Annotated in this window: 18 protein-coding genes; 4 read left to right on the top strand and 14 right to left on the bottom strand. The window is 71.2% G+C overall.

The features are described 5' to 3' along the window. Positions 1-5 precede the first annotated feature (5 nt). From manA to ACQPYZ_RS07270, 9 genes are all read right to left on the bottom strand, one after another. Positions 6-1,181, bottom strand: a complete 1,176-nt coding sequence (gene manA / locus ACQPYZ_RS07310; RefSeq protein WP_433166532.1) for a mannose-6-phosphate isomerase, class I — start codon at positions 1,179-1,181, stop codon at positions 6-8. Continuing rightward, positions 1,175-2,251 carry an SIS domain-containing protein gene (locus ACQPYZ_RS07305; RefSeq protein ID WP_433166530.1) on the bottom strand — a complete coding sequence of 359 codons (1,077 nt, stop codon included), beginning with the start codon at positions 2,249-2,251 and terminating at the stop codon, positions 1,175-1,177. The genes manA and ACQPYZ_RS07305 overlap by 7 nt, the downstream gene beginning before the upstream one ends. A 76-nt stretch (positions 2,252-2,327) precedes the next feature. Continuing rightward, complete coding sequence (locus ACQPYZ_RS07300) at positions 2,328-2,528, bottom strand: Trm112 family protein (RefSeq protein ID WP_433166528.1); 201 nt, start codon at positions 2,526-2,528, stop codon at positions 2,328-2,330. Next, on the bottom strand, positions 2,529-3,914 hold the full coding sequence (locus tag ACQPYZ_RS07295; protein WP_433166526.1) for a phosphomannomutase/phosphoglucomutase: 1,386 nt from the start codon (positions 3,912-3,914) through the stop codon (positions 2,529-2,531). It lies immediately after the preceding gene. Between the two features lie 37 nt (positions 3,915-3,951). Further along, positions 3,952-4,695 (bottom strand): ThuA domain-containing protein, encoded by a 744-nt coding sequence (locus ACQPYZ_RS07290; RefSeq protein ID WP_433166525.1) that lies wholly within the window; start codon positions 4,693-4,695, stop codon positions 3,952-3,954. Further along, a complete protein-coding gene (locus ACQPYZ_RS07285) occupies positions 4,688-5,764 on the bottom strand; it encodes a Gfo/Idh/MocA family protein (RefSeq protein WP_433166523.1) in 1,077 nt (358 codons plus the stop codon). The genes ACQPYZ_RS07290 and ACQPYZ_RS07285 overlap by 8 nt, the downstream gene beginning before the upstream one ends. 115 nt (positions 5,765-5,879) lie before the next feature. Continuing rightward, the gene (locus ACQPYZ_RS07280) at positions 5,880-6,755 is read right to left on the bottom strand and encodes a lysostaphin resistance A-like protein (protein ID WP_433166521.1); all 876 of its coding nucleotides are present in this window, start codon (positions 6,753-6,755) and stop codon (positions 5,880-5,882) included. After that, positions 6,752-7,387, bottom strand: a complete 636-nt coding sequence (locus tag ACQPYZ_RS07275; protein ID WP_433166519.1) for a TetR/AcrR family transcriptional regulator — start codon at positions 7,385-7,387, stop codon at positions 6,752-6,754. Before ACQPYZ_RS07275 ends, ACQPYZ_RS07280 begins: the two co-directional genes overlap by 4 nt. A 64-nt stretch (positions 7,388-7,451) precedes the next feature. Beyond that, complete coding sequence (locus ACQPYZ_RS07270; protein WP_433166517.1) at positions 7,452-7,898, bottom strand: metallopeptidase family protein; 447 nt, start codon at positions 7,896-7,898, stop codon at positions 7,452-7,454. Positions 7,899-7,929: 31 nt separating this feature from the next. On the opposite strand from ACQPYZ_RS07270, the gene ACQPYZ_RS07265 reads away from it, so the two are divergent. Continuing rightward, positions 7,930-8,313, top strand: a complete 384-nt coding sequence (locus ACQPYZ_RS07265) for a DUF3499 domain-containing protein (protein WP_433166515.1) — start codon at positions 7,930-7,932, stop codon at positions 8,311-8,313. On the opposite strand, the gene ACQPYZ_RS07260 is transcribed toward ACQPYZ_RS07265, so the two are convergent. From ACQPYZ_RS07260 to ACQPYZ_RS07245, 4 genes are all read right to left on the bottom strand, one after another. Then, positions 8,314-9,804 carry a DUF5719 family protein gene (locus ACQPYZ_RS07260; protein ID WP_433166514.1) on the bottom strand — a complete coding sequence of 497 codons (1,491 nt, stop codon included), beginning with the start codon at positions 9,802-9,804 and terminating at the stop codon, positions 8,314-8,316. Then, the gene (locus ACQPYZ_RS07255) at positions 9,801-12,713 is read right to left on the bottom strand and encodes a glycosyltransferase (RefSeq protein ID WP_433166512.1); all 2,913 of its coding nucleotides are present in this window, start codon (positions 12,711-12,713) and stop codon (positions 9,801-9,803) included. Before ACQPYZ_RS07255 ends, ACQPYZ_RS07260 begins: the two co-directional genes overlap by 4 nt. A 199-nt stretch (positions 12,714-12,912) precedes the next feature. Beyond that, a complete protein-coding gene (locus ACQPYZ_RS07250; protein ID WP_020389877.1) occupies positions 12,913-13,164 on the bottom strand; it encodes a WhiB family transcriptional regulator in 252 nt (83 codons plus the stop codon). A 344-nt stretch (positions 13,165-13,508) separates the two neighbouring features. Then, positions 13,509-14,804: a hypothetical protein gene (locus ACQPYZ_RS07245; protein ID WP_433166510.1), complete on the bottom strand. Its 1,296-nt coding sequence runs from the start codon at positions 14,802-14,804 to the stop codon at positions 13,509-13,511. A gap of 114 nt (positions 14,805-14,918) precedes the next feature. Here ACQPYZ_RS07245 and cofD point away from each other — a divergent pair, with 114 nt between their 5' ends. The 3 genes from cofD to ACQPYZ_RS07230 all read left to right on the top strand — a co-directional run bounded on the left by cofD (position 14,919) and on the right by ACQPYZ_RS07230 (position 17,664). Further along, complete coding sequence (gene cofD / locus ACQPYZ_RS07240) at positions 14,919-15,896, top strand: 2-phospho-L-lactate transferase (protein WP_433166508.1); 978 nt, start codon at positions 14,919-14,921, stop codon at positions 15,894-15,896. Beyond that, positions 15,893-16,861 carry a coenzyme F420-0:L-glutamate ligase gene (locus ACQPYZ_RS07235; protein WP_433166507.1) on the top strand — a complete coding sequence of 323 codons (969 nt, stop codon included), beginning with the start codon at positions 15,893-15,895 and terminating at the stop codon, positions 16,859-16,861. Before cofD ends, ACQPYZ_RS07235 begins: the two co-directional genes overlap by 4 nt. A gap of 86 nt (positions 16,862-16,947) precedes the next feature. Next, on the top strand, positions 16,948-17,664 hold the full coding sequence (locus tag ACQPYZ_RS07230; RefSeq protein WP_433166505.1) for a DUF3105 domain-containing protein: 717 nt from the start codon (positions 16,948-16,950) through the stop codon (positions 17,662-17,664). An 18-nt stretch (positions 17,665-17,682) separates the two neighbouring features. Here the strand turns inward: ACQPYZ_RS07230 and ACQPYZ_RS07225 are convergent, their stop codons facing one another. Next, complete coding sequence (locus ACQPYZ_RS07225) at positions 17,683-18,765, bottom strand: ABC transporter substrate-binding protein (RefSeq protein WP_433166503.1); 1,083 nt, start codon at positions 18,763-18,765, stop codon at positions 17,683-17,685. Positions 18,766-18,850 lie beyond the last annotated feature (85 nt).

Below are 18,850 nucleotides of genomic sequence, written 5' to 3'. Positions count from 1 at the left end.
GGTGATCAGCGTGCGGACACGACGAACGCCGTGCCGGAACCACGCAGGCTACAGGGTCCTTCGGGTCCTGAAGCGAACGCCGACTGACCGGCGGACAACCTCACAGCGTCGTCCGAGGGGCCGTCAGCAACAACCTCGACGCTCCCGGCCACGCAGCACACGATCCGGGGCCCCTCACCCGTCACCGTCCGCTCGTCGCCGGACAGGTCCACCCGGCGGATCGCGTAGTACTCACAGCCGGTCTCGTACGACGAGAAGCCGTCGGCCAACGGGGTCGCCGTCAGCACCGGGTCGGTGAGCGGCTCGAAGTCGACCACCGAGACCAGCTCGGGTACGTCGACGTGCTTGCTCGTCAGGCCGCCGCGGAGCACGTTGTCGGAGTTCGCCATCACCTCGAACCCGAGGCCGTGCAGGTACGCGTGCACGTTCCCGGCCGGCAGGTAGACGGCCTCGAAACGCTCCAGGCGCACCCGGTTCAGCAGCAGGGCCGCGAGTACGCCGGGATCGTCGGGGAAGTCGGCGCACAGCTTGGCCAGCGACTCCCGCTCCAGCGCGAACGCGTCACCGGCGTACCGGGCGATCGCCTCGGCCAGGGCGGCGACCAGCGGGCGGATGCTGTCCCGGTCGGTGCTCATGATCTGGGTGAACGCGTCCTGCAGCTTGCCGTCGCGGAGCAGGTCGGTGAGCTCCTCGAACCCGGCCGGCGCCAGCGCGTCCAGCAAGGCGACCGTGGCGTCGAGCGGCCGGAACCCGACCAGCGCGTCGAACGGCCCGAGCGCGATCAGGATCTCCGGCTTCGGCCAGGCGTCCTTGTAGTTGCGGTCGCCGGCGTCCCGCGGGATCCCGGCGGCCTCGTCCCGCGCGTACCCGTCGATCGCCTGCGCCCGCGACGGGTGCGCCTGGATCGACAACGGCTGCTCGGCCGCGAGCAGCTTGGCCAGGAACGGGAACCGGCCCTCGAACCGCTCGGCGGTCTCCGGACCGAGTACGTCGACCGGGCCGGCCGACACCACGTCGTACAAGGTCTCGCCGGACGGCAGCACGGACGGCGCCGACTCGTGCGCACCCATCCACAGCTCGGCCTGCGGCCGGCCGTCCGGCTCGGCCCCGGTCAGCTCGGGGATCGCGGTCGGCGAGCCCCAGGCGTAGTCCCGGATCGTGTTCTGCAGGCGGACTACCACGCCGGGTCCTCCGAGGGGTTCTTCGAGTCGCCGGGATCCTCGTCGACCGCCGAACCGTAGCGGCCCAGGCCGATGCCCAGGTACGCCGCGGCGTACCGGCCGTGCTGCGTGAGGGCGGCGTACCGGGCGATGTCGGTGCCGTCGGCCTGGGTGACCACGTGCACGCGGACGTCGTGGCGCTCCGCCTTCGCCTCCAGCTTGCGGCGGTGCTCGGCGACGCCGACGTCGTCCACCCCGTCGTCGAGGATGACGAGCCCCGGCCGCAGCTCCTCCGGCTTGTCGAAGGGGTCGGCGAAGAGGTCACGCGGCGGCTGGTTCAGCACCGGCAGCAGGTGCCCGGCGTCGGCCGCGAGCGCCGGCCGGCCGCTCGCCAGCCGCAGCGCCTCGACCACCCGGCGCGCGGCCCGGGCCGCCAGGACGGAGCCGCCCCACACCAGCGGCAACGCGTCCGCGAGCATGAGGGCCAGGTCCTTCGCCGGGTTCGACGCGACGTCGTTGTTGGGCGAGCACTCGATCGCCACGTCGTCCAGCAGCGCGGCGACCGCCTTGTGGTCGACCTCCGGGCCGAGCTCCATCTGGTGCAACGCCTGCAGTACGGCGACCGCCGACGCCAGCTGGTCGTCGGACTGCGACGGCAACCGGATGGCGTGCCGCGAGCCGGCGGATGCCCGCGCGACCGGGGAGTCCGGTGGGCAGGCCACCATCAGCCCGCAGCCACGACGCTCCGCCTCCGACGCCGCCGACACCGAGTCGGAGTCCTCGGCCGACCCGCTCAGCACGATCACCAGGTCGAGTGGCCCGGCCCAGCCGGGCAGTCCAGGACCGGGCCAGGCGACGAACGGGACCGGACAGACCGGCTCGAGCACGGCCCGGACCAGCCGGGCGTCCCGGCCGGCGGCCAGCACGGCACGCGGCCGGAAGCCGTCGGGGCTGACCCGGCCCAGCGCGTCCTCGGCCGCCTCCAGCTCGGCCCGGACCCGGGCACCGGCCATCGCCAGCCGCCGGAGCAGGTGATCCGAGGCCTGCAACGCGGCCGGATCGTCCAACCGCGAGTCGTCGAAGAAGCTCATCCGCGTCCTCGCTTCGCTCCGGGCGCGGACGAGGCACAAAACGCACTGTGCTGGATGATGAACTCGCTTCGCTCGCTCATGAGTCGGCCGGCGCCGCTTTCGTGTCCCGGGCCTCGTCGATCAGCAGGACCGGGATGTCGTCACGCACCGGGTAGGCCAGCGCGCAGGCGCTGTTGGTGCAGACCAGCTCGTTCGCCTCGTCGTCCACCCGGAACTCCGACCGGCACTTGGGGCAGACCAGGATGCTCAGCAGGTCCGGGTCCAGATTGACTGCCATTCAGTTCTCCTCCACCGATGCGCCGGTGATCAGGGCCAGTACTTCGTCGCGGACACGTTCCATCGTGGCCCGGTCGTCCGCCTCGACGTTCAGCCGCAGCAGCGGTTCCGTGTTCGACGCACGGACGTTGAACCACCACTGTCCCGCCGACACGGTCAGACCGTCCAGATGGTCAACGGTAATGCCGTCCCGGCCGCCGTAGGTGTCCTCGATCGCCGCGACCGTGGCGGCCGCGTCGTCGACCTTGTTGTTCAGCTCGCCGGACGCGACGTACCGCTCGTAGTCGGCGAACCGCTCGCTGGCCGGCTTGTCCTGCTCACCGAGCGCGGCCAGCACGTGCAGGGCGGCCAGCATGCCGGTGTCGGCCCGCCAGAAGTCGCGGAAGTAGTAGTGCGCGGAGTGCTCGCCGCCGAACACCGCGTCGGTTTCGGCCATCTTCTGCTTGATGTACGAGTGCCCGACCCGGGACCGGATCGGTGTACCGCCGTGCTCGGTGATCAGCTCGGGCACGGCCTTGGACGTGATCAGGTTGTGGATGACCGCCGAGCCGGGGTGCTTGGCCAGCTCGCGGACCGCGACCGCGCCGGTGATCGCGCTCGGCGAGATCGGGTCGCCGTTCTCGTCCACCACGAAGCACCGGTCCGCGTCGCCGTCGAAGGCCAGCCCGAGGTCGGCGCCGAGCTCGCGCACCTTCGCCTGCAGGTCGACCAGGTTCTTCGGGTCCAGCGGGTTGGCCTCGTGGTTCGGGAAGTTGCCGTCCAGCTCGAAGTACAGCGGGACGATCTCGACCGGGCCGGTCGCGAACACCGCCGGGACGGTGTGGCCGCCCATGCCGTTGCCGGCGTCCACGACGACCTTCAGCGGGCGGATGCCGCTGAGGTCCACCAGGTCGTGCAGGTGGTCGGCGTACGCGGTGAGCAGGTCCTTGTGGGTCACCTTGCCCGGGACGGCGCCGGTCGCCGGGCCCTCGGTGAGCGCCTTGGCGACCAGGTCGGCGATGTCGCGCAGGCCGGAGTCCGACCCGACCGGGGCGGCGCCGGCGCGGCAGAGCTTGATGCCGTTGTACCGCGCCGGGTTGTGGCTGGCGGTGAACATCGCGCCGGGCAGTTGCAGCCGGCCGGAGGCGAAGTACAGCTGGTCGGTCGAGGCGAGGCCGATGTCGACCACGTCCGCGCCGGTGCTGGTCACCCCCTCGGCGAACGCGGCCGCCAGTCCCGGGCTGGACGGCCGCATGTCGTACCCGACCACGACCGCCCCCGGGGACGCGAGCACGTCCAGGACCTCGACGAACGCCGCCCCGGTCGCCCGGGCCACCGACTCGTCCAGCTGGTCCGGGACGACCCCACGTACGTCGTACGCCTTGAAGATCGCCGCAACGTCAACCATGCGTGGACCCTATCCGGCCCACGGACGATCCCGTATCTCAGGCCTGATCGAACCAGCCCGGGGTCTTGCGGTGGTGCACCTCCGGGAGCTGCCGCGGGCTCGTCGGGGCCGCCCAGCCGACCGCGTTCGCGATGATCTGCTGGACCTCGGGCTGGTGGTACGTCGGGTACTCCTGGTCGCCGGGGCGGAAGTAGAACACCCGGCCCTGGCCGCGCCGGTAGCAGCAGCCGGAGCGGAACACCTCGCCGCCGGAGAACGAGCTGACGAAGACCAGCTCGTCCGGCTGCGGGATGTCGAACAGCTCGCCGTACATCTCCTCGCGCTCGATCACCAGCGGGTGCGGGATGCCCTGCGCGATCGGGTGGCCGGCGGCCACGGTCCAGAGCAGCTCGCGGTCGTTCTCGGACCGCCAGTCGAGCGAGCAGGTGGTGCCCATCAGCCGGATGAAGATCTTGCTGAAGTGTGCCGAGTGCAGCACGATCAGGCCCATCCCGGACAGCACGTGCCGCTGCACCCGGTCGACCACCGCGTCGTCGACCTCACCGTGCGCGGCATGCCCCCACCAGGTGAGTACGTCGGTCTCGGCCAGCACCTCCTCGGTCAGGCCGTGCTCGGGCTGCTGCAGCCACGCGGTCCGGACGACCACGTCGTCCCCGAGCTTGGCCCGGACCGCGGCCGCGATCGTCTCGTGCATGGTGTCCGGGTAGACCTTGCGGACGGACTCGTCCCGGCCCTCGTGGACGTTCTCGCCCCAGACGGTGACGCGAATCGGTTCAGTCATGGAGAACAACCTCTCGTCCCGCCTTCGCCGAGGCGTAGCAGGCGTCGATGACCTCGGTCCGCAGCAGCGCTTCGGACCCGTTGTGTGCGGCCCAGTCGCCGCTGTGGACGATCCGGACGAACTCCCGCACCACGGCGCGGTGGCCGAGCCCGGCGCCAGTGGCCGGCTTCACCTCGGCCGGCACGCCGCCGACGTCGGTGAAGATCCGCAGGGTGTCGTCGTTGGTGTAGTTCTGCACCTCGATCTTGGCGCCGCCGTCGGTGCCGAACAGCTCGATGCCGAAGTTGTCGCCCGGCGCCCGGTACGTCGCCCAGCTGGTCTCCAGCTGCAGCGCGCCGCCGCCCTCGAGCCGCAGGTACGCCGTGGCCAGGTCCTCCACCTCGAACGCCGAGCCGAGCGTGTTCGCGTTCGGGTCGCGGCTGCCCTTGCCGCGCGGGCCGAGCTCGGCGAACGTGTTCGCGCTCACCGTGGTGACCTGCGGCTCGCCCAGCAGGTGCAGGGCCAGGTCGAGGATGTGGACGCCGAGGTCGATCAGCGGGCCGCCGCCGGACAGCTCGCGGTTGGTGAACCAGCCGCCCATGCCCGGGATGCCGTTGCGGCGCATCCAGTGCGCCTTCGCGTAGTAGACCCGGCCCAGCTGACCTTCGTCGATCTGGTGCTTCAGCGCGGCGACGTCACCGCGCTCGCGGTGGTTGAAGATGACCTTCAGCACCTTGCCGGACTTCTTCGAGGCCTCGACCATCGCGGTGCCCTCGGCCACCGTCCGGGCCAGCGGCTTCTCGCACAGGACGTGCAGCCCCTTCTCCAGGGCCCGCAGCGCGATCGGGGCGTGCAGCTGCGTCGGCGTACCGATGCTGACCGCTTCCAGGCCCTCGGTCTCGAGCAGGTCCTCCCACTTCTCGTACAGGTGGGGGACGTGGTGCTTCTCGCCCAGGGTGGTCAGCGTGTCCTTCTCCAGACCCGCCAGTGCCACCACCTCGACGTCCGGCAGCTCGGAGAAGGCCTCGAGCGCCGTCCGCCCGGCGAAGCCCAGCCCGACGACTCCGACGCGCAGTCTTTGATCGTTCACACTCACGATCCTCTCGCAATGACAACGAAGGTCACAAACCGGTTCCCACAGTACGGAACAGGTTCGAACACCAGCGGATCGGGTGGTGCTACGGCGTGCCGCCCCGGCGGCAGTGCTACGGCGTGCCGCCCCGGCGGCGGAGCAGGCCGAGGACGAGCAGGCCGCCGATCGCGATCGGGAAGATCCAGAGGAAGAACTGCGCGTTGAGCAGGTCGTTCTCGCCCGGCGTCCGGACGACGACGAGGCGGTCGTGGGTCATCAGCTGCGTGATGGTCTGGTAGGCGAGGTGGTAGCCGATCGAGCCCCAGAGTGAGCCGGTCCACAGCCGGACCAGGGCGAGGGTGATGCCGAACGTGAGGAACAGCACGACACGGTCGAACGTGAGCGACCAGCTCGTGTCGTAGCCGAGCAGCTGCAGCAGGCCGACGAAGGCGAACGCCCACAGCATGAAGACCACCGCCTGTCCGAGAACCGCTACCCAGCGGGGCGTCCGGGCCCGGAGGTTGGTGAAGACGTACCCCCGCAGGGCGAGCTCCTCGGGCAGGGCCTCGTAGCAGAACACCAGCCCCAGCTGGAGCACGAACCAGCCGACGAAGGCGGCGTTGGGCGCGCCGAACTCGAGCCGGAAGGCACCGATGCCGACGCCGACGGCCAGCCCGACGACAGCCAGCCCGAGCCACAGGCCGGCACCCTTCGCGAGCGCCGGCCACTCCTGTCGCAGGCTTCCGAGGCCGAGGCTCGCGATCGTCCGCCGGTCGATCAGCTTGCACGCGAGTACGACGACGCCGACACCGAGCACACCGGCGAACAGGGCCTGCACCACCTGCGCCACGTCGTACGACAGGTGGGGACGCAGGATCTCGTGGCGGACGACGCCGACCAGGGTCCAGGCCAGCGTGAGCGCGGCCCAGACCGCGCCGACCCGGAGCGCGACCTGCCCCGGGCTCGGCGCGGTCTCGCGGGTCTCCTCGACGGCGGGCGGCATGGTCATCGATCTCCTTCGGTCGGTGGCTCGTCCTCGATCCGGACGAGGCGGCTGAGGTAGCGGTGCAGCTCGGCCCGGGCCCGGACCGGCGTCATGGTCTCCGGCTCCAGGACGAGGTGCAGGGTGAGGCCGTCGACGTACGCCATCAGCGCCCGGGCCTCGCGCTCCGGGTCGAGGTCGGCCGCGGCGTCCCCCGCGGCCTGAGCTGCCCGGAGCGCGTCGGCGTACTGCCGCCGGCCCTGCTGGTTGAGCTCCACGTGCAGCTCGCGGAGACCCTCGTGGACCGCGGCGCGGGCGAGGAACGCGAGCCACACGCGGCCGGCCGGATCACCCGGGGACTCGACCGGCGCGAGCAGGATCGCCAGCGCGCGGTACAGCCGGGTGCCGATCCGGCGGCCGGCGCTCGCCGCCAGCTCGGCGTCGATCGCGGTGAACAGCTCGTCCAGGACGTATCGGAACGCGTACCGCAGCAGGTCGTCCTTGGTCGGGAAGTACCGCTGCACCAGACCGGTCGAGACGCCGGCCTCGCGGGCGATCCGCGGGATGCTGGCCGCCTCCAGCCCCTCGGTCATGGTCACGCGCAGCATGGCCTCCGCCACCTGGCGGCGGCGGGCGTCGTGGTCGGCGGTGCGCGGCATATGAATAAAAATAAGACCTTATTCTTATGCACGCAAGCCAGAAAGCCGGCCGACCCGGGGACGGTCAGTCGTCGTCGGACTCGAACTCGGGGTCGATCTGCTCCGGCGACAGCGCCAGTACGTCGGCCAGCTCGAGCACCAGCGCGGACCGGACCAGCCAGGCCAGGCCGGCGCCCGACCGCTCGGCCCGCAGCTCGATCGGGCGGCGGAAGACCACGATCCGGTACGGCTCGTGCGACGTACCGCCGGTGGAATGGGTGAGCGGGATGTCGACGGCGTCGAGATCGAGGTTCGGCACGTCCTCGATCGCGAACTCGACCCGGGCGACGACCTGCGGCAGCCGCTTCTCCAGCCGGGTCACCTCGATCGCGACCACCTCGTCGAACTGGGCCGCGGCCGATCGTTGCAGCGGCAGCCCGCGGGGCGCGAACCTGCTCGGCCGGCTGATCGGGCCGAGCATGCCGCGGCCGTGGCGGTCGATGTGCCTGCGATGACGGCGAGCCTCGGTCACGCGCTCAGCCTAGTGGGGGTAACGTCTGGTCGTGAGCATCGCCAGGATCTGTTCGCGCGCCGCCTGTCACAAGCCGGCTGTGTCGACGCTCACCTATGTCTACGCCGACTCCACCTGCGTACTGGGTCCGCTGGCGACGTACGCCGAGCCGCACTGCTACGACCTGTGTGCCGACCACGCCGACCGGCTGACGGCGCCGAACGGCTGGGAGGTCATCCGTCTGGCTCCGGACCCGGCCGCGGCCGGACCGTCGTCGGACGACCTGGAGGCGCTGGCGAACGCGGTCCGCGAGGCTGCCCGCCCGCTGCCCCGGCAGGAGCCGGGCGTGGGCACTCCGGGCGCGCCCGTCGAGGTGGCCCGGCGGGGACACCTGCGGATGCTGCAGGACCCCGGCGCGAACACCTCTGAAGGCTGACTACCGCAGCGCCGACCGCACCTCCGGCTGCGCGCCGAGCTGTGCGCGGAAGACCAATGACGTGTTCAGCGGCCAGGCGGCGACCTGAGCGACCTCGTCGTCGTCCTCGTCCTGGTCCGGCTTGGCCGCAGGCATCAAGGTCACCCCGGCGACCACCGTGCCCCGAGTCTGCTCGACCATCAGGTACGTCGGCCGCGGCTGGGCCTTGAACGCGATCTGGCTGGTCGCACCGGCGATCACGTCGAGGGCCCGCGTGTCCAGCACCCGTCCGGCCGCGTCCCGCAGCTCGAACTTCACGCTCCCGGTCTTCCCCGGGGCGGTCACCTGCAGGACTGCCGGCTGATTGTGCGCCGGCAGCACCAGGTACGCCGGACCGGTGAGCACCTCCGCCGCGCCGATCGACGCGAAGTCGGTCCCGCTCGCGTCGACCATCCGCATCGACGCCGTCACCGGCTGGTCGGCCGACACGGTGATCGCGCTCGGATCACCGTGCAGCACCGGGTCGAGCCGAACGGTCTTCACCGATCCGGCCGCGATCTGCACCGTCTCCAGACCGGCCGGCTTGAACGGCCCGTTCGGCCCGTGCACGGTCAGGCTCGCGGTCGCCTGCAGGTCCGACGGGTTGGCCACCGACAGGATCCGCAGTCCGCCTCCGGGCGCGGCGGCGGGCACGAACACCTTCTTCGCCGGCGGTGCCGACGGGTTCAGGAAGTCCACCCCGGCGGGCTCGCTGCCCGTGGTCGCGTTGTCCCGCAGCGACGGCGCGACCCGGCCGCCGGTGGACCGGACGTGCAGCGCGATGTCGCGCAGGTTCCGCGCGACCAGGTTGAGGTAGAGCTCGGTCGTCCCGCGCGCCGGGACGACGATGCCGCGGGCGTTCGGCAGATCCTGCGGACCGCTGCGCGCGTACACGGTGACGTTGACCTCGGCGTTGATGCTGTCCAGGTTCGTCAAGACGAGCACGTCCCGGCGGTCGCTGGCCCCGGAGGCGCCGACGAACCAGAAGTCCGAGCCGGGCAGCTGGCACGGCGTACTGGCCATCCCCCGGTTCACACCTTCGGTGGAGGTCGTCGTACTGGTTCCGACCGTGCCGGCCGCGAGCGGGCCGACGCCGTGGATCATCAGCGGGGCCGGTTTGGTGACCGGAGCGGTCGACGCGATCTTGCCGCGGGCGAGCAACGACCCGGTCGGGTCCGAGGTCTCCGGGAGAGGCGAGATCGTCAGCGGCGCCTCTTTGCCGGCGGCGGTCGGCGTGCCCTCGGGCAGCGTCGGCGAGACCGCGTTGACCACGCTCGAGAGCTTGCCGCCACCGGCGATGGCCGGACAGGACAGCGCCGTACGGTTCACCACCGTGCGGGTTGGCTGGTCCCCACCTTCCGCCCGGGTCACCGGCTCCTTGGCATGCGTCACGACGCCGAGCCCGGCGGCCGCGGCCATCGCCAGCACGCAGGCACCGAGCCGGAGCCGTGCGTCCGAGAGCAGCCGCCTCATCGGTCCCTCCTCGCGTGGGTGCCGTGCGGAACCGCGACGGTCCGGCGGACGGTCGGCAGACAGAAGACCAGCGCGATAATCCAGGCGATCAGCCCGAGCACCCGCCACAGGCCGTGCGTCACGTCGGTCAGCGGCGAGCTGCCGTCGATGTCCGACCGGTCGACCAGCCAGGCCGCGTCGCCGTCGGCCGCGCTGGCCCGGGTCAGCCGCGGCAGCGAGTCGAGCGTCGCCTGCAACGTCGGATCAACCGGCGCGGGCAGGTACACGTAGTCGATCGCCAGACCGGCCAACTGCCGGCCCTCTTCACCGGTGCCGCCACCGCCGAGCGTCGACAGCACCTCGGTGATCGGCTTGGTCTGCTCCGGCTCCGGCGCCGCCTCCAGCGACCCCATCCGCGGACCGCCGTCCTTGACCAGCGAGTACCGCATCGGGCTGCTCGGCTCCTTGCGCACGACCAGGATCGACGCGTTCTGGGGCGGATCCTGCGCGGAGATCAAGTACGCCGGGAGGTCCTGCGCCGGCCCCCGCCACAGCGGACCGTCGGCGCCGCGCACCAGCCAGAACCCGGCGGTCACGATCGACGTCACCAGCACGATTCCCAGCACGCCCTGCACGATCAGCTCGGTCGACTTGCCGACCGAGTCCCACGCAACGGTCACCGCGACGATCCAGCCCGCGGTCATCAGAAACATCAACGGGCCGCTGCCCCCACCGAGCCGGCTCGCGATCAGCGTCCCGGCCAGGCCGGCCAGCGCGGCGAACCACCCGAGCAACTCGTACCGCTGCCGCGACTCCCGCAGCAGGCTGACCAGAGCCACCACGATCAGCGGTGCGACGAACCACCACGGCGTCGGCCCACCGAGCGGCGTACCCGTCAACAAGTGCGGAAGGCTGTCGCCCGGGCCGACAGCGGCCGTCGGCGGGCCACCTGCTTCCTGGCCGAGACGGGACGGATGCAGCACCAACTGGATGGTCCATGGCAGCACCAGCAGCAGCCCGAGCACGACGGAGAAAACGAGCTGCCGGCCCTGCCGACGCCAGCCGAGCCCAAGTACGCCGCCGACGACCAGGCACACGCTGACCAGGAGACCCAGTGCGGGGGTGAACGCGAACAGCACCGCCTGGCAGATCCCGGCGAACCACGCGGCCCGCCAACTGCCCTGGATGATCACGCGACGTCGACGGGCCACCGTGTGTACGGCCGCACCGAGCAACGGCAGCACGATCGCGGCCACACACGTCCCGAGCCGGCCCTGCGTGATCGCACCGTTCGTGAAGACCGCAAGCCCGTACGCCGACGCACCCCACGCGCGCGCGACCCGGTCGACGACGAACGCCCGGAGCAGAACCCACGCCGCCATACCGGCCAGTGGCACCGCACCGAGCAACAACAGGTTGGTCGCACCGGTCGGACCGAACATCACCGCGGAGAACGCCCAGAACTGCCCGAGCCACGCCGGAGGTGTCACCCCGGGCGGAGCGGCGGCGGCCGCGTGCCAGAGCGCGGCGAGCGTCTCGTGCGGAGGCAGCAACAGATCGGACCTGAGTACGCCGCCGCCGATCAGGCCACGCGCCGCGACGACCGCGCCGATGGCGAGAAAGACCCAGGCGATCAGGAACGGCCGGCGAATCAGTTGCCGGCGCCAACGAGGTTGGTCGACCGCCACCCGGGCCGTGGACCTGGCCCGGCGGGCGGTGGTGACGACCTGCTCCTCCGGCTCGTCCGCCCAGGCTTCGCGGATCCGCTCGGAGATCGTGCTGGTCGTCTCCTCCAGGTTGTGCCGCAACGCGTGCACGGACCGGGAGAACAGTCCCTTGATGTCGTCGTACGGGACCCGGTCGAGGCTGCGGCGATTCCGGCGGGCCTGCGTCCAGCCGCCGGCCAGCAACGTGCCGAGGAGGGCGGTCCACTCGTCGACCGCGCCGGACGGCGTCTTGCCGAGGAGGAACCAGACCGAGCGCATGATCGTGCCGAGCAGGAAGCGCACGATCAGCAGTGGCAGGAGCTTGCCCGGGGCGTTCGCGAGCACGGTGTAGTAGGCGTGCGAACGGTCGAGCTGGTAGGCGTGCCGCCGGGTGCCGGCCAGCGCGCGTTCACCGGTCGCGGCGGCCTGCGCGTGGTAGACGACCGCGTCGGGCGCGACGCCGACCTTGTAGCCGGCGCGGCTGGCCCGCCAGCCGAAGTCGATGTCGTCGCGGAACATCGGCAGCCGCGGGTCGAAGCCGCGCAGCGCCTCCCAGACGTCGCGGCGCACGAGCATGCCGGCCGAGCTGACCGCGAGCACGTTCCGCAGCTGGTCGTGCTGGCCCTGGTCGAGCTCGCCGTTCTCGATCCCGGTGTCCCGGCGCCCGCCGAGCGAGGTGGTGACGCCGACCTCGAGCAGCTCGCGGTCACGCGGCCACAACCGCAGCTTCGGCCCCCAGACACCGGTGTCCGGCGCCATCGTGGCCTGAAGCAACAATTTCTCCAGTGCCTTCGGGGCCGGCGCGCAGTCGTCGTGCAGCAGCCACAGCCACTCCACCACGGGCATGTGCCCGTCGTCGCCGTACGGGCCGACGGCCGACGGGATCGGCGCGAAGCCGACCGCCTCGATGCCGCGGGCCACCGCCGTACCGAAGCCCGTCCGGGCGGACACGCTCACCACCGGCTCGACGCCGGGCATCGCGGCCAGCAGCTCGGCGGTCTCGTCGGTGGAGCCGGTGTCGACCGCGATCAGCCGGTCGGGACGCGGGTTCAACGCCCAGAGCGCCTCGGACAGCCGCGGCAGCCAGGCGGCCCCCTCGTGCCCGACCACCACCGCGGTGACGACATGGCGGACCCGCGGGCGACCCATCGGGTCGTCGGTGTGGTCGGTCGGGAAGTCGACGGAGTCGAAGAACTCCCAACCGGCCGGAGCTTCTTGTTCCATGCGGAGCAGTGACACCTTTGCGGGGGAAGGACGGCGTGCACCGCGACCCGAGATCGACGCACGATCGGCCGAAGGTCACGGCGAGGACTCACCATACAGCCGCCGCACGAGCGCCGGGAAAGCCGCAGGCCCCGGGAAGACGGTTCGTCCCGGGGCCTCGCGGAAAGCTCTGTTCAGGTTGTGTGCCGGGTGCAGACCGTCAGACGGCCTTCTTCTTCAGCTTGCGGCGCTCCCGCTCCGACAGGCCGCCCCAGATCCCGAAGCGCTCGTCGTTCTGCAGTGCGTACTCGAGGCACTCGCCCCGGACGTCACAGCCGAGGCAGACCTTCTTCGCCTCGCGGGTGGATCCGCCCTTCTCCGGGAAGAAAGCCTCCGGGTCGGTCTGGGCACACAGCGCCCGTTCCTGCCAGTTCGGCTCCTCCTCGATCGCCTCACCGTCGACAATCGCCATCAGGCCTTCTGTCACGGTACGACCTCCTCGACCCTGTTCGTTCCCCTGTACATGTGGGTTTGCGGTCCACATGCCTGACCTCGTCCGTCCTGCGCTCTGCAACGGTCCCCGATACCGAGTGTCCAACGAACGACACGGTTGAAATTACATTCCTGCAATCCACGAAAGTCAAGCCGTGGTCTGCTATTGGCATCATCCGCAACATGGCTGCAAAAGAACGAGAGGCCTGCGGACACAGGCCTCTCGCACACCGGTAGCGCCGTACGCACCGGTGGAAAATCGTTGACAGCGCGGGCCGGGCAAGGGCTTGCTGCCCTGCCCGGCGCGATCAGGCGCCTGCCGGATCAGGACGGCTGGGACCACCAGCCCTGCTGGCCCTGACCTTGCTGGCCCTGCTGTCCCTGCTGGCCTTGCTGCTGTCCCTGGTCGTCCTGGTCGGACTCGGAAACCCGCGGATCCACCCGGGTCTCGTCGGCCGCGTCGGACGCCGGCGACTGCGCGTCCGGCTGGGCGGCCGGCTGCTCGCCGGCCGGAGTCTCCTCGCTGGGCCAGGCCTGCTCGCCCTGCTGCCAGGTCGGCTGGCCTTCCGGCTGACCCTGCTCGGCCTGCGCCGACCAGGACGGCTGGGCCTCGGCCTGCTCCGGCTGACCCGGCTGCTCGGCCTGCTGGCCGGACCACTCCTGCTGCGGGTAGTCCTGACCGGCCCACTGCTGCTGGCCGGCGTCGCCGCCCCACTGCGGCTGCTCCTGCGACCACTGCTGGCCCTGGCCCTGCTCCTGGCCGGGCCACTGCTGCTGGCCTTCTGCGCTCCACGCCTGCGTCGGCTCCGCATGCTGGCCCTCGCCGGACCACGCCTGCTCGCCGCCGGCCTGGTGGTGCTGGGCCTCGGCCTCGCCGGCGGACCAGTTCTGCTGCTCACCCTGCTGCCAGGACTGCTCCTGCGGCCACTGCTGCTCGCCGCCCTGCGCCGCCGCGTACCCGCCGGCCGCGCCCGCAGCGGCCCCACCAGCCGCAGCCGCGCCGTAACCGCCGTACTGGCCCTGACCCTGGCCCTGGTCGTACCCGTACTGGCCCTGCGGCTGGCCGTAGCCACCCTGCTGCTGCCCGTACGGCGCCTGCTGGCCGTACTGACCCTGACCCTGCTGGCCGTACTGCTGCTGGCCCTGCGGCGCGAACTGACCCGGCTTCGGCGCGCGGACCGGCGCCGGCATGGACTGGTAGGCCTTGAGGATGTAGAGCCCGGCAGCGCCGTACAGCGCGAGGCCACCGAGGGCGTAGATGAAGCCGACGATCTTCAGGCCGGCGGTGCTGGTCTCGGCGAACCCGGCGAACGCGGTGACCAGGCCGAGCAGCACGACCACGCCGGTGATCACCAGCGCGGCCAGCGTGACGGTCCGCGCGTTCGGGGTGCGCTCGCCGAGCTCGTTCACCAGCCAGACCGAGCCGGCCAGCGAGAGCAGGATCACCAGCGCGGTAAGTCCGGGCGGGGTGAGCGTGCCCTGCACGCCGCCGGCGGCCGCGGTGAAGCCGGCACCGCCGACGAACAGACGAATCAGCGACGCCAGCGCGACCAGGCCGGCGAAGGCGAGCAGGATGTACGCGACCGGCTCTCTGAGCTTCTTGGTTGCGTCGGTGACCACGAGGGCTCCTCGGGATGTTGGGGGCCGTACAAACAGCTGTGCGGTTGGTTATGACCCACCGCAGCATAGTCGTGCGGTGGTCCGACGCATTGACGACTCGTGCAGACTCTTCCCATGCGATTGACAGTGCTCGCCGGCGGCATCGGCGGATCCACCTTCCTGCGCGGGCTGCTCAAGGCCCGGCCGGACGCCGAGATCACCGTGGTGGGGAACACCGCGGACGACATCACCCTGTTCGGCCTGCGGGTCTGCCCCGACCTCGACACCGTGATGTACACCCTCGGCGGCGGGATCTCGGCCGAGCGCGGCTGGGGCCGTGAGGACGAGACCTGGGTGATCAAGGAGGAGCTCGCCGCGTACGGCGTGGAGCCGACGTGGTTCGGGCTCGGCGACCGGGACGTGGCCACCCACCTGGTCCGCACCCAGATGCTCGACGCGGGCTACGGCCTGACCGCGGTCACCGAGGCCCTGTGCCAGCGCTGGAACCTGCCGGTCCGGCTGCTCCCGATGAGCGACGACCGGATCGAGACCCACGTGGTGGTCGACGACCCCGAACAGCCCGGCCGGCGCAAGGCGATCCACTTCCAGGAGTACTGGGTCCGCCTGCACGCGGAGATCCCGGCGCACCAGATCGTCGCGGTCGGCCAGGACAAGGCCAAGCCCGCGCCCGGGGTGCTGGACGCGATCGCGGAGTGCGACGCGCTGATCCTGCCGCCGTCGAACCCGGTGGTCTCGATCAACACCATCCTCGGCGTCCCGGGCATCCGGGAGGCGGTCCGGGAGACCGCGGCTCCGGTCATCGGCCTGTCGCCGATCATCGGCACCGGCCCGGTCCGCGGCATGGCCGACAAGGTGCTGGCCGCGGTCGGGGTCGCGTCCACCGCCTCGGCCGTCGCCCGGTACTACGGTGCGCGCGCGACCGGCGGCGTACTGGACGGCTGGCTGATCGACACCTCGGACGCCATCCAGGCCGACTCGATCGCCGGCGCCGGAATTCACGTCCAGGCGGTGCCGTTGTGGATGAAGGACGAGACCAGGACCGCCGCCATGGCCGAGGCGGCGCTGACCCTCGCGGAGGCAGTCCGGCGATGAGGAAGCACGTCGAGATCTTTCCGGTCACCGGCCTGCCCGAGGTCGCGGCCGGGGCCGACCTGGCCGCGCTGATCGGTGACGAGGCCGACCTGCGCGACGGCGACGTCGTCTCGGTGACGTCGAAGATCGTCAGCAAGGCCGAGGGGCGACTGACCACGGGCACCCGCAAGGACGCGATCGACGCCGAACTCGTCCGGGTCGTCGCCCAGCGCGGCGAGACCCGCATCGTGCAGACCCGCCACGGCCTCGTCATGGCCGCGGCCGGCACCGACACCTCGAACACCGCGCCCGGCACGGTCCTGCTGCTGCCGGTCGACCCGGACGAGTCCGCCCGGCAACTCCGGACCGCCCTTCGGGAGCGGTACGACGTGAACGTCGGCGTCATCGTCACCGACACGCTCGGCCGCCCGTGGCGCAACGGCCAGACCGACCTGGCGATCGGGGCCGCCGGCGTCCGCGTGATGGGAGACCTCCGCGGTACGACGGACAGCCACGGCAACGTCCTCGCGGTCACCGAGCCCGCGCTGGCCGACGAGATCGCGAGCGCGAGCGAGTTGGTCAAGGGCAAGGCGGACGGCGTGCCGGTCGCCGTACTGCGCGGGCTGGACGACGTCGTCCTCCCGATCGGGGAGCACGGGCCGGGGGCGCGGGCGCTGGTGCGGGACGCGGAGTTCGACATGTTCAGCCTCGGGACGCGGGAGGCCGCGCGGGCCGCCGTCCTCGAGCGGAAGGCGCCGGACGGGGCGCGGGCGGTGGATCCGTCGCTGTGGGCCGGGCTGCTGGACGAGGACATCCACGTGGAGCTGCTCGACAACGCTGTCACGGTGTTCGGGGACGAGCCGGTCGCGGTCGGCGTGACCGCTGAGCGGCTCGCCGTACTGCTGCACGCCGAGGGGTACGGCGTCGAGCTGCGGACCGGACCGGGGAGTGAGGCGACGATCACGTTCGGCTCACGGTCGACCTAGTTTTCTAGGCAACCTCTCAGGCTCGATGCGTACACTGCATCCGCACGGCGGCATCTCGGCCGCCCCGATCCGGGAAGACCAACACTGTGGGTAAAGCGTCGTCGCAGAAGCAGTCGCGCCGCGAGATGATCGAGAAGATGCAGCGGGACCAGGCGCGGGCCGACCGCAACCGCACCCTGCTGATCGTCGTCGCGTCGATCGTGGTCGGACTCGCCATCATCGCGTACCCGGCGATCCGGCTGATCCAGGACTCCCGGACCAAGAACCAGGCCATCGCCGAGCTCGGCGTCGCCGCCTCGGCAGCGTCGTGCGACGCGGTCACCAACGACGACGGCGGCGGGACCCAGGACCACCGCCCCGACGGCGAGCGGATCACCTACCCGGTGTCGCCGCCGTCCTCGGGGCCGCACTACGCCAACTGGGCGCCGTTCAGCAAGAAGTTCTACAGCGTGGACGACCGGCCCGCCGTGGAGAACCTCGTCCACAACCTCGAGCACGGCTACACGATCCTCTGGTACCGCGACACCCTGCCGGACGACCAGATCGAGCAGATCGAGAAGATCTCGAAGGCCAAGCTGCCGGACAGCTCGGTGGGCAAGTTCATCGCCGCGCCGTTCAAGCAGGACGAGGGCAAGGGCTGGCCCGAGGGCAAGAACGTCGCGTTCGCCCACTGGAGCGCGCCCGACGCCCAGAACAAGTCCTTCGGCCACCGCCAGTTCTGCGGCTCGGTCAGCGGCGAAGCGCTGAACCAGTTCATGGAGAAGTACCCGGCCGCCGACTCCCAGGAACCCAACGGCGGCTGACCCCACCTTGCGGCTGCGTCAGCTGAGGCTGCGGAGCCGCGCGGGTTGTTGTGGGTCTCGGTCGGCGATCTGGATGGGCGGCGACATCCACTGCCAGACGCCTGCGTTGCGGGAGAAGGTGATCCGCCCGCGGGTGCCTTCGACCGCGACCTGCGGCCAGGTGTCGGCGATGCGCTTGCGGTCCGTGCCGTGGGTACGCAGTACGTCGGCGAGTACGGCGATCGCGTCGTACCCCTCGAAGGCTACGAAGGACGGCGTTCGACCCAACTGCTCGTGGAGCGCCGCCTCAACGCGGACCCCGAGTGGAGTGAGTCGCTCAGGTAGGTAACGCAGGAACGGGATCCCGGCACCGTCCTCACCGAGCAACGCCGCCCACTCGGCGAACTCCGGCTGCCCGGCCGGCGCCCCGATCAGGATGTCCTCGAGGCGCTGGTCGCGACGGACCGCCTTGACGATCGACACCGCCGGCTCGGGCGCACCGACCAGGAGAAGCAGCGCGGTCGCGCGATGGTCGACGAGTTCATCGCAGACCGCCGCGGGGTCGAGCGAGCTCACGTCGAGTTCGACGACAGTCCCGCCGTGGGCAGCGAAGTACTCCTGGAGGATCCGGGTCCCGGCTGCCCAGTACACACTCGGCACGCTGGCCACGGCGATCCGCTGGTGACCGGCCGCGAGAAGGAAGTCGGCGTACGCCCGCCACCCACGAGACTGCGGCGGGCACAACCGCGCGACCCACTCCGTCGGCCGCTCGGTCAGCGCGTCGAGCACCGCCGACGAACACAAGTACGGCAACCCGAGAACGTCGGCCCTGGCAGCAACCGCCCGGGCGACAACGCTGTGATACTCCCCCACCAACGCAGCCACCCCCAGGCCGGCCAACTCCTCGACCGCCACCACAGCCTTCTCCGGATCAGCCGCGGTATCCCGAACCACCAACTCCAACGCCCGCCCACCAACCCCACCCGAGCCATTCACAACCCGAGCCCCCAACTCGACCCCGGCCAGCAAATGCTCCCCCGCCCCAACCCACCCAGGCCAACTCAACGGCACCAACACACCAACCCGAACCGACGACTCAGTTTCAGGCGACGGCGTGTTCATACGGTGGCGTCTCCCCAAGGAGTTGGTGGCAAGCTGCCGGAGCTCAGTGCCGCCGACAGTAGCTGACCCAAGCTGGCCGGGAGGT

Origin of the sequence: Kribbella sp. CA-247076, from assembly GCF_050942445.1 — a bacterium.
Lineage (GTDB): Bacteria > Actinomycetota > Actinomycetes > Propionibacteriales > Kribbellaceae > Kribbella.
Note: the sequence above shows the minus strand (reverse complement) of the source record. Positions and strands in the feature narration are given on the sequence as shown.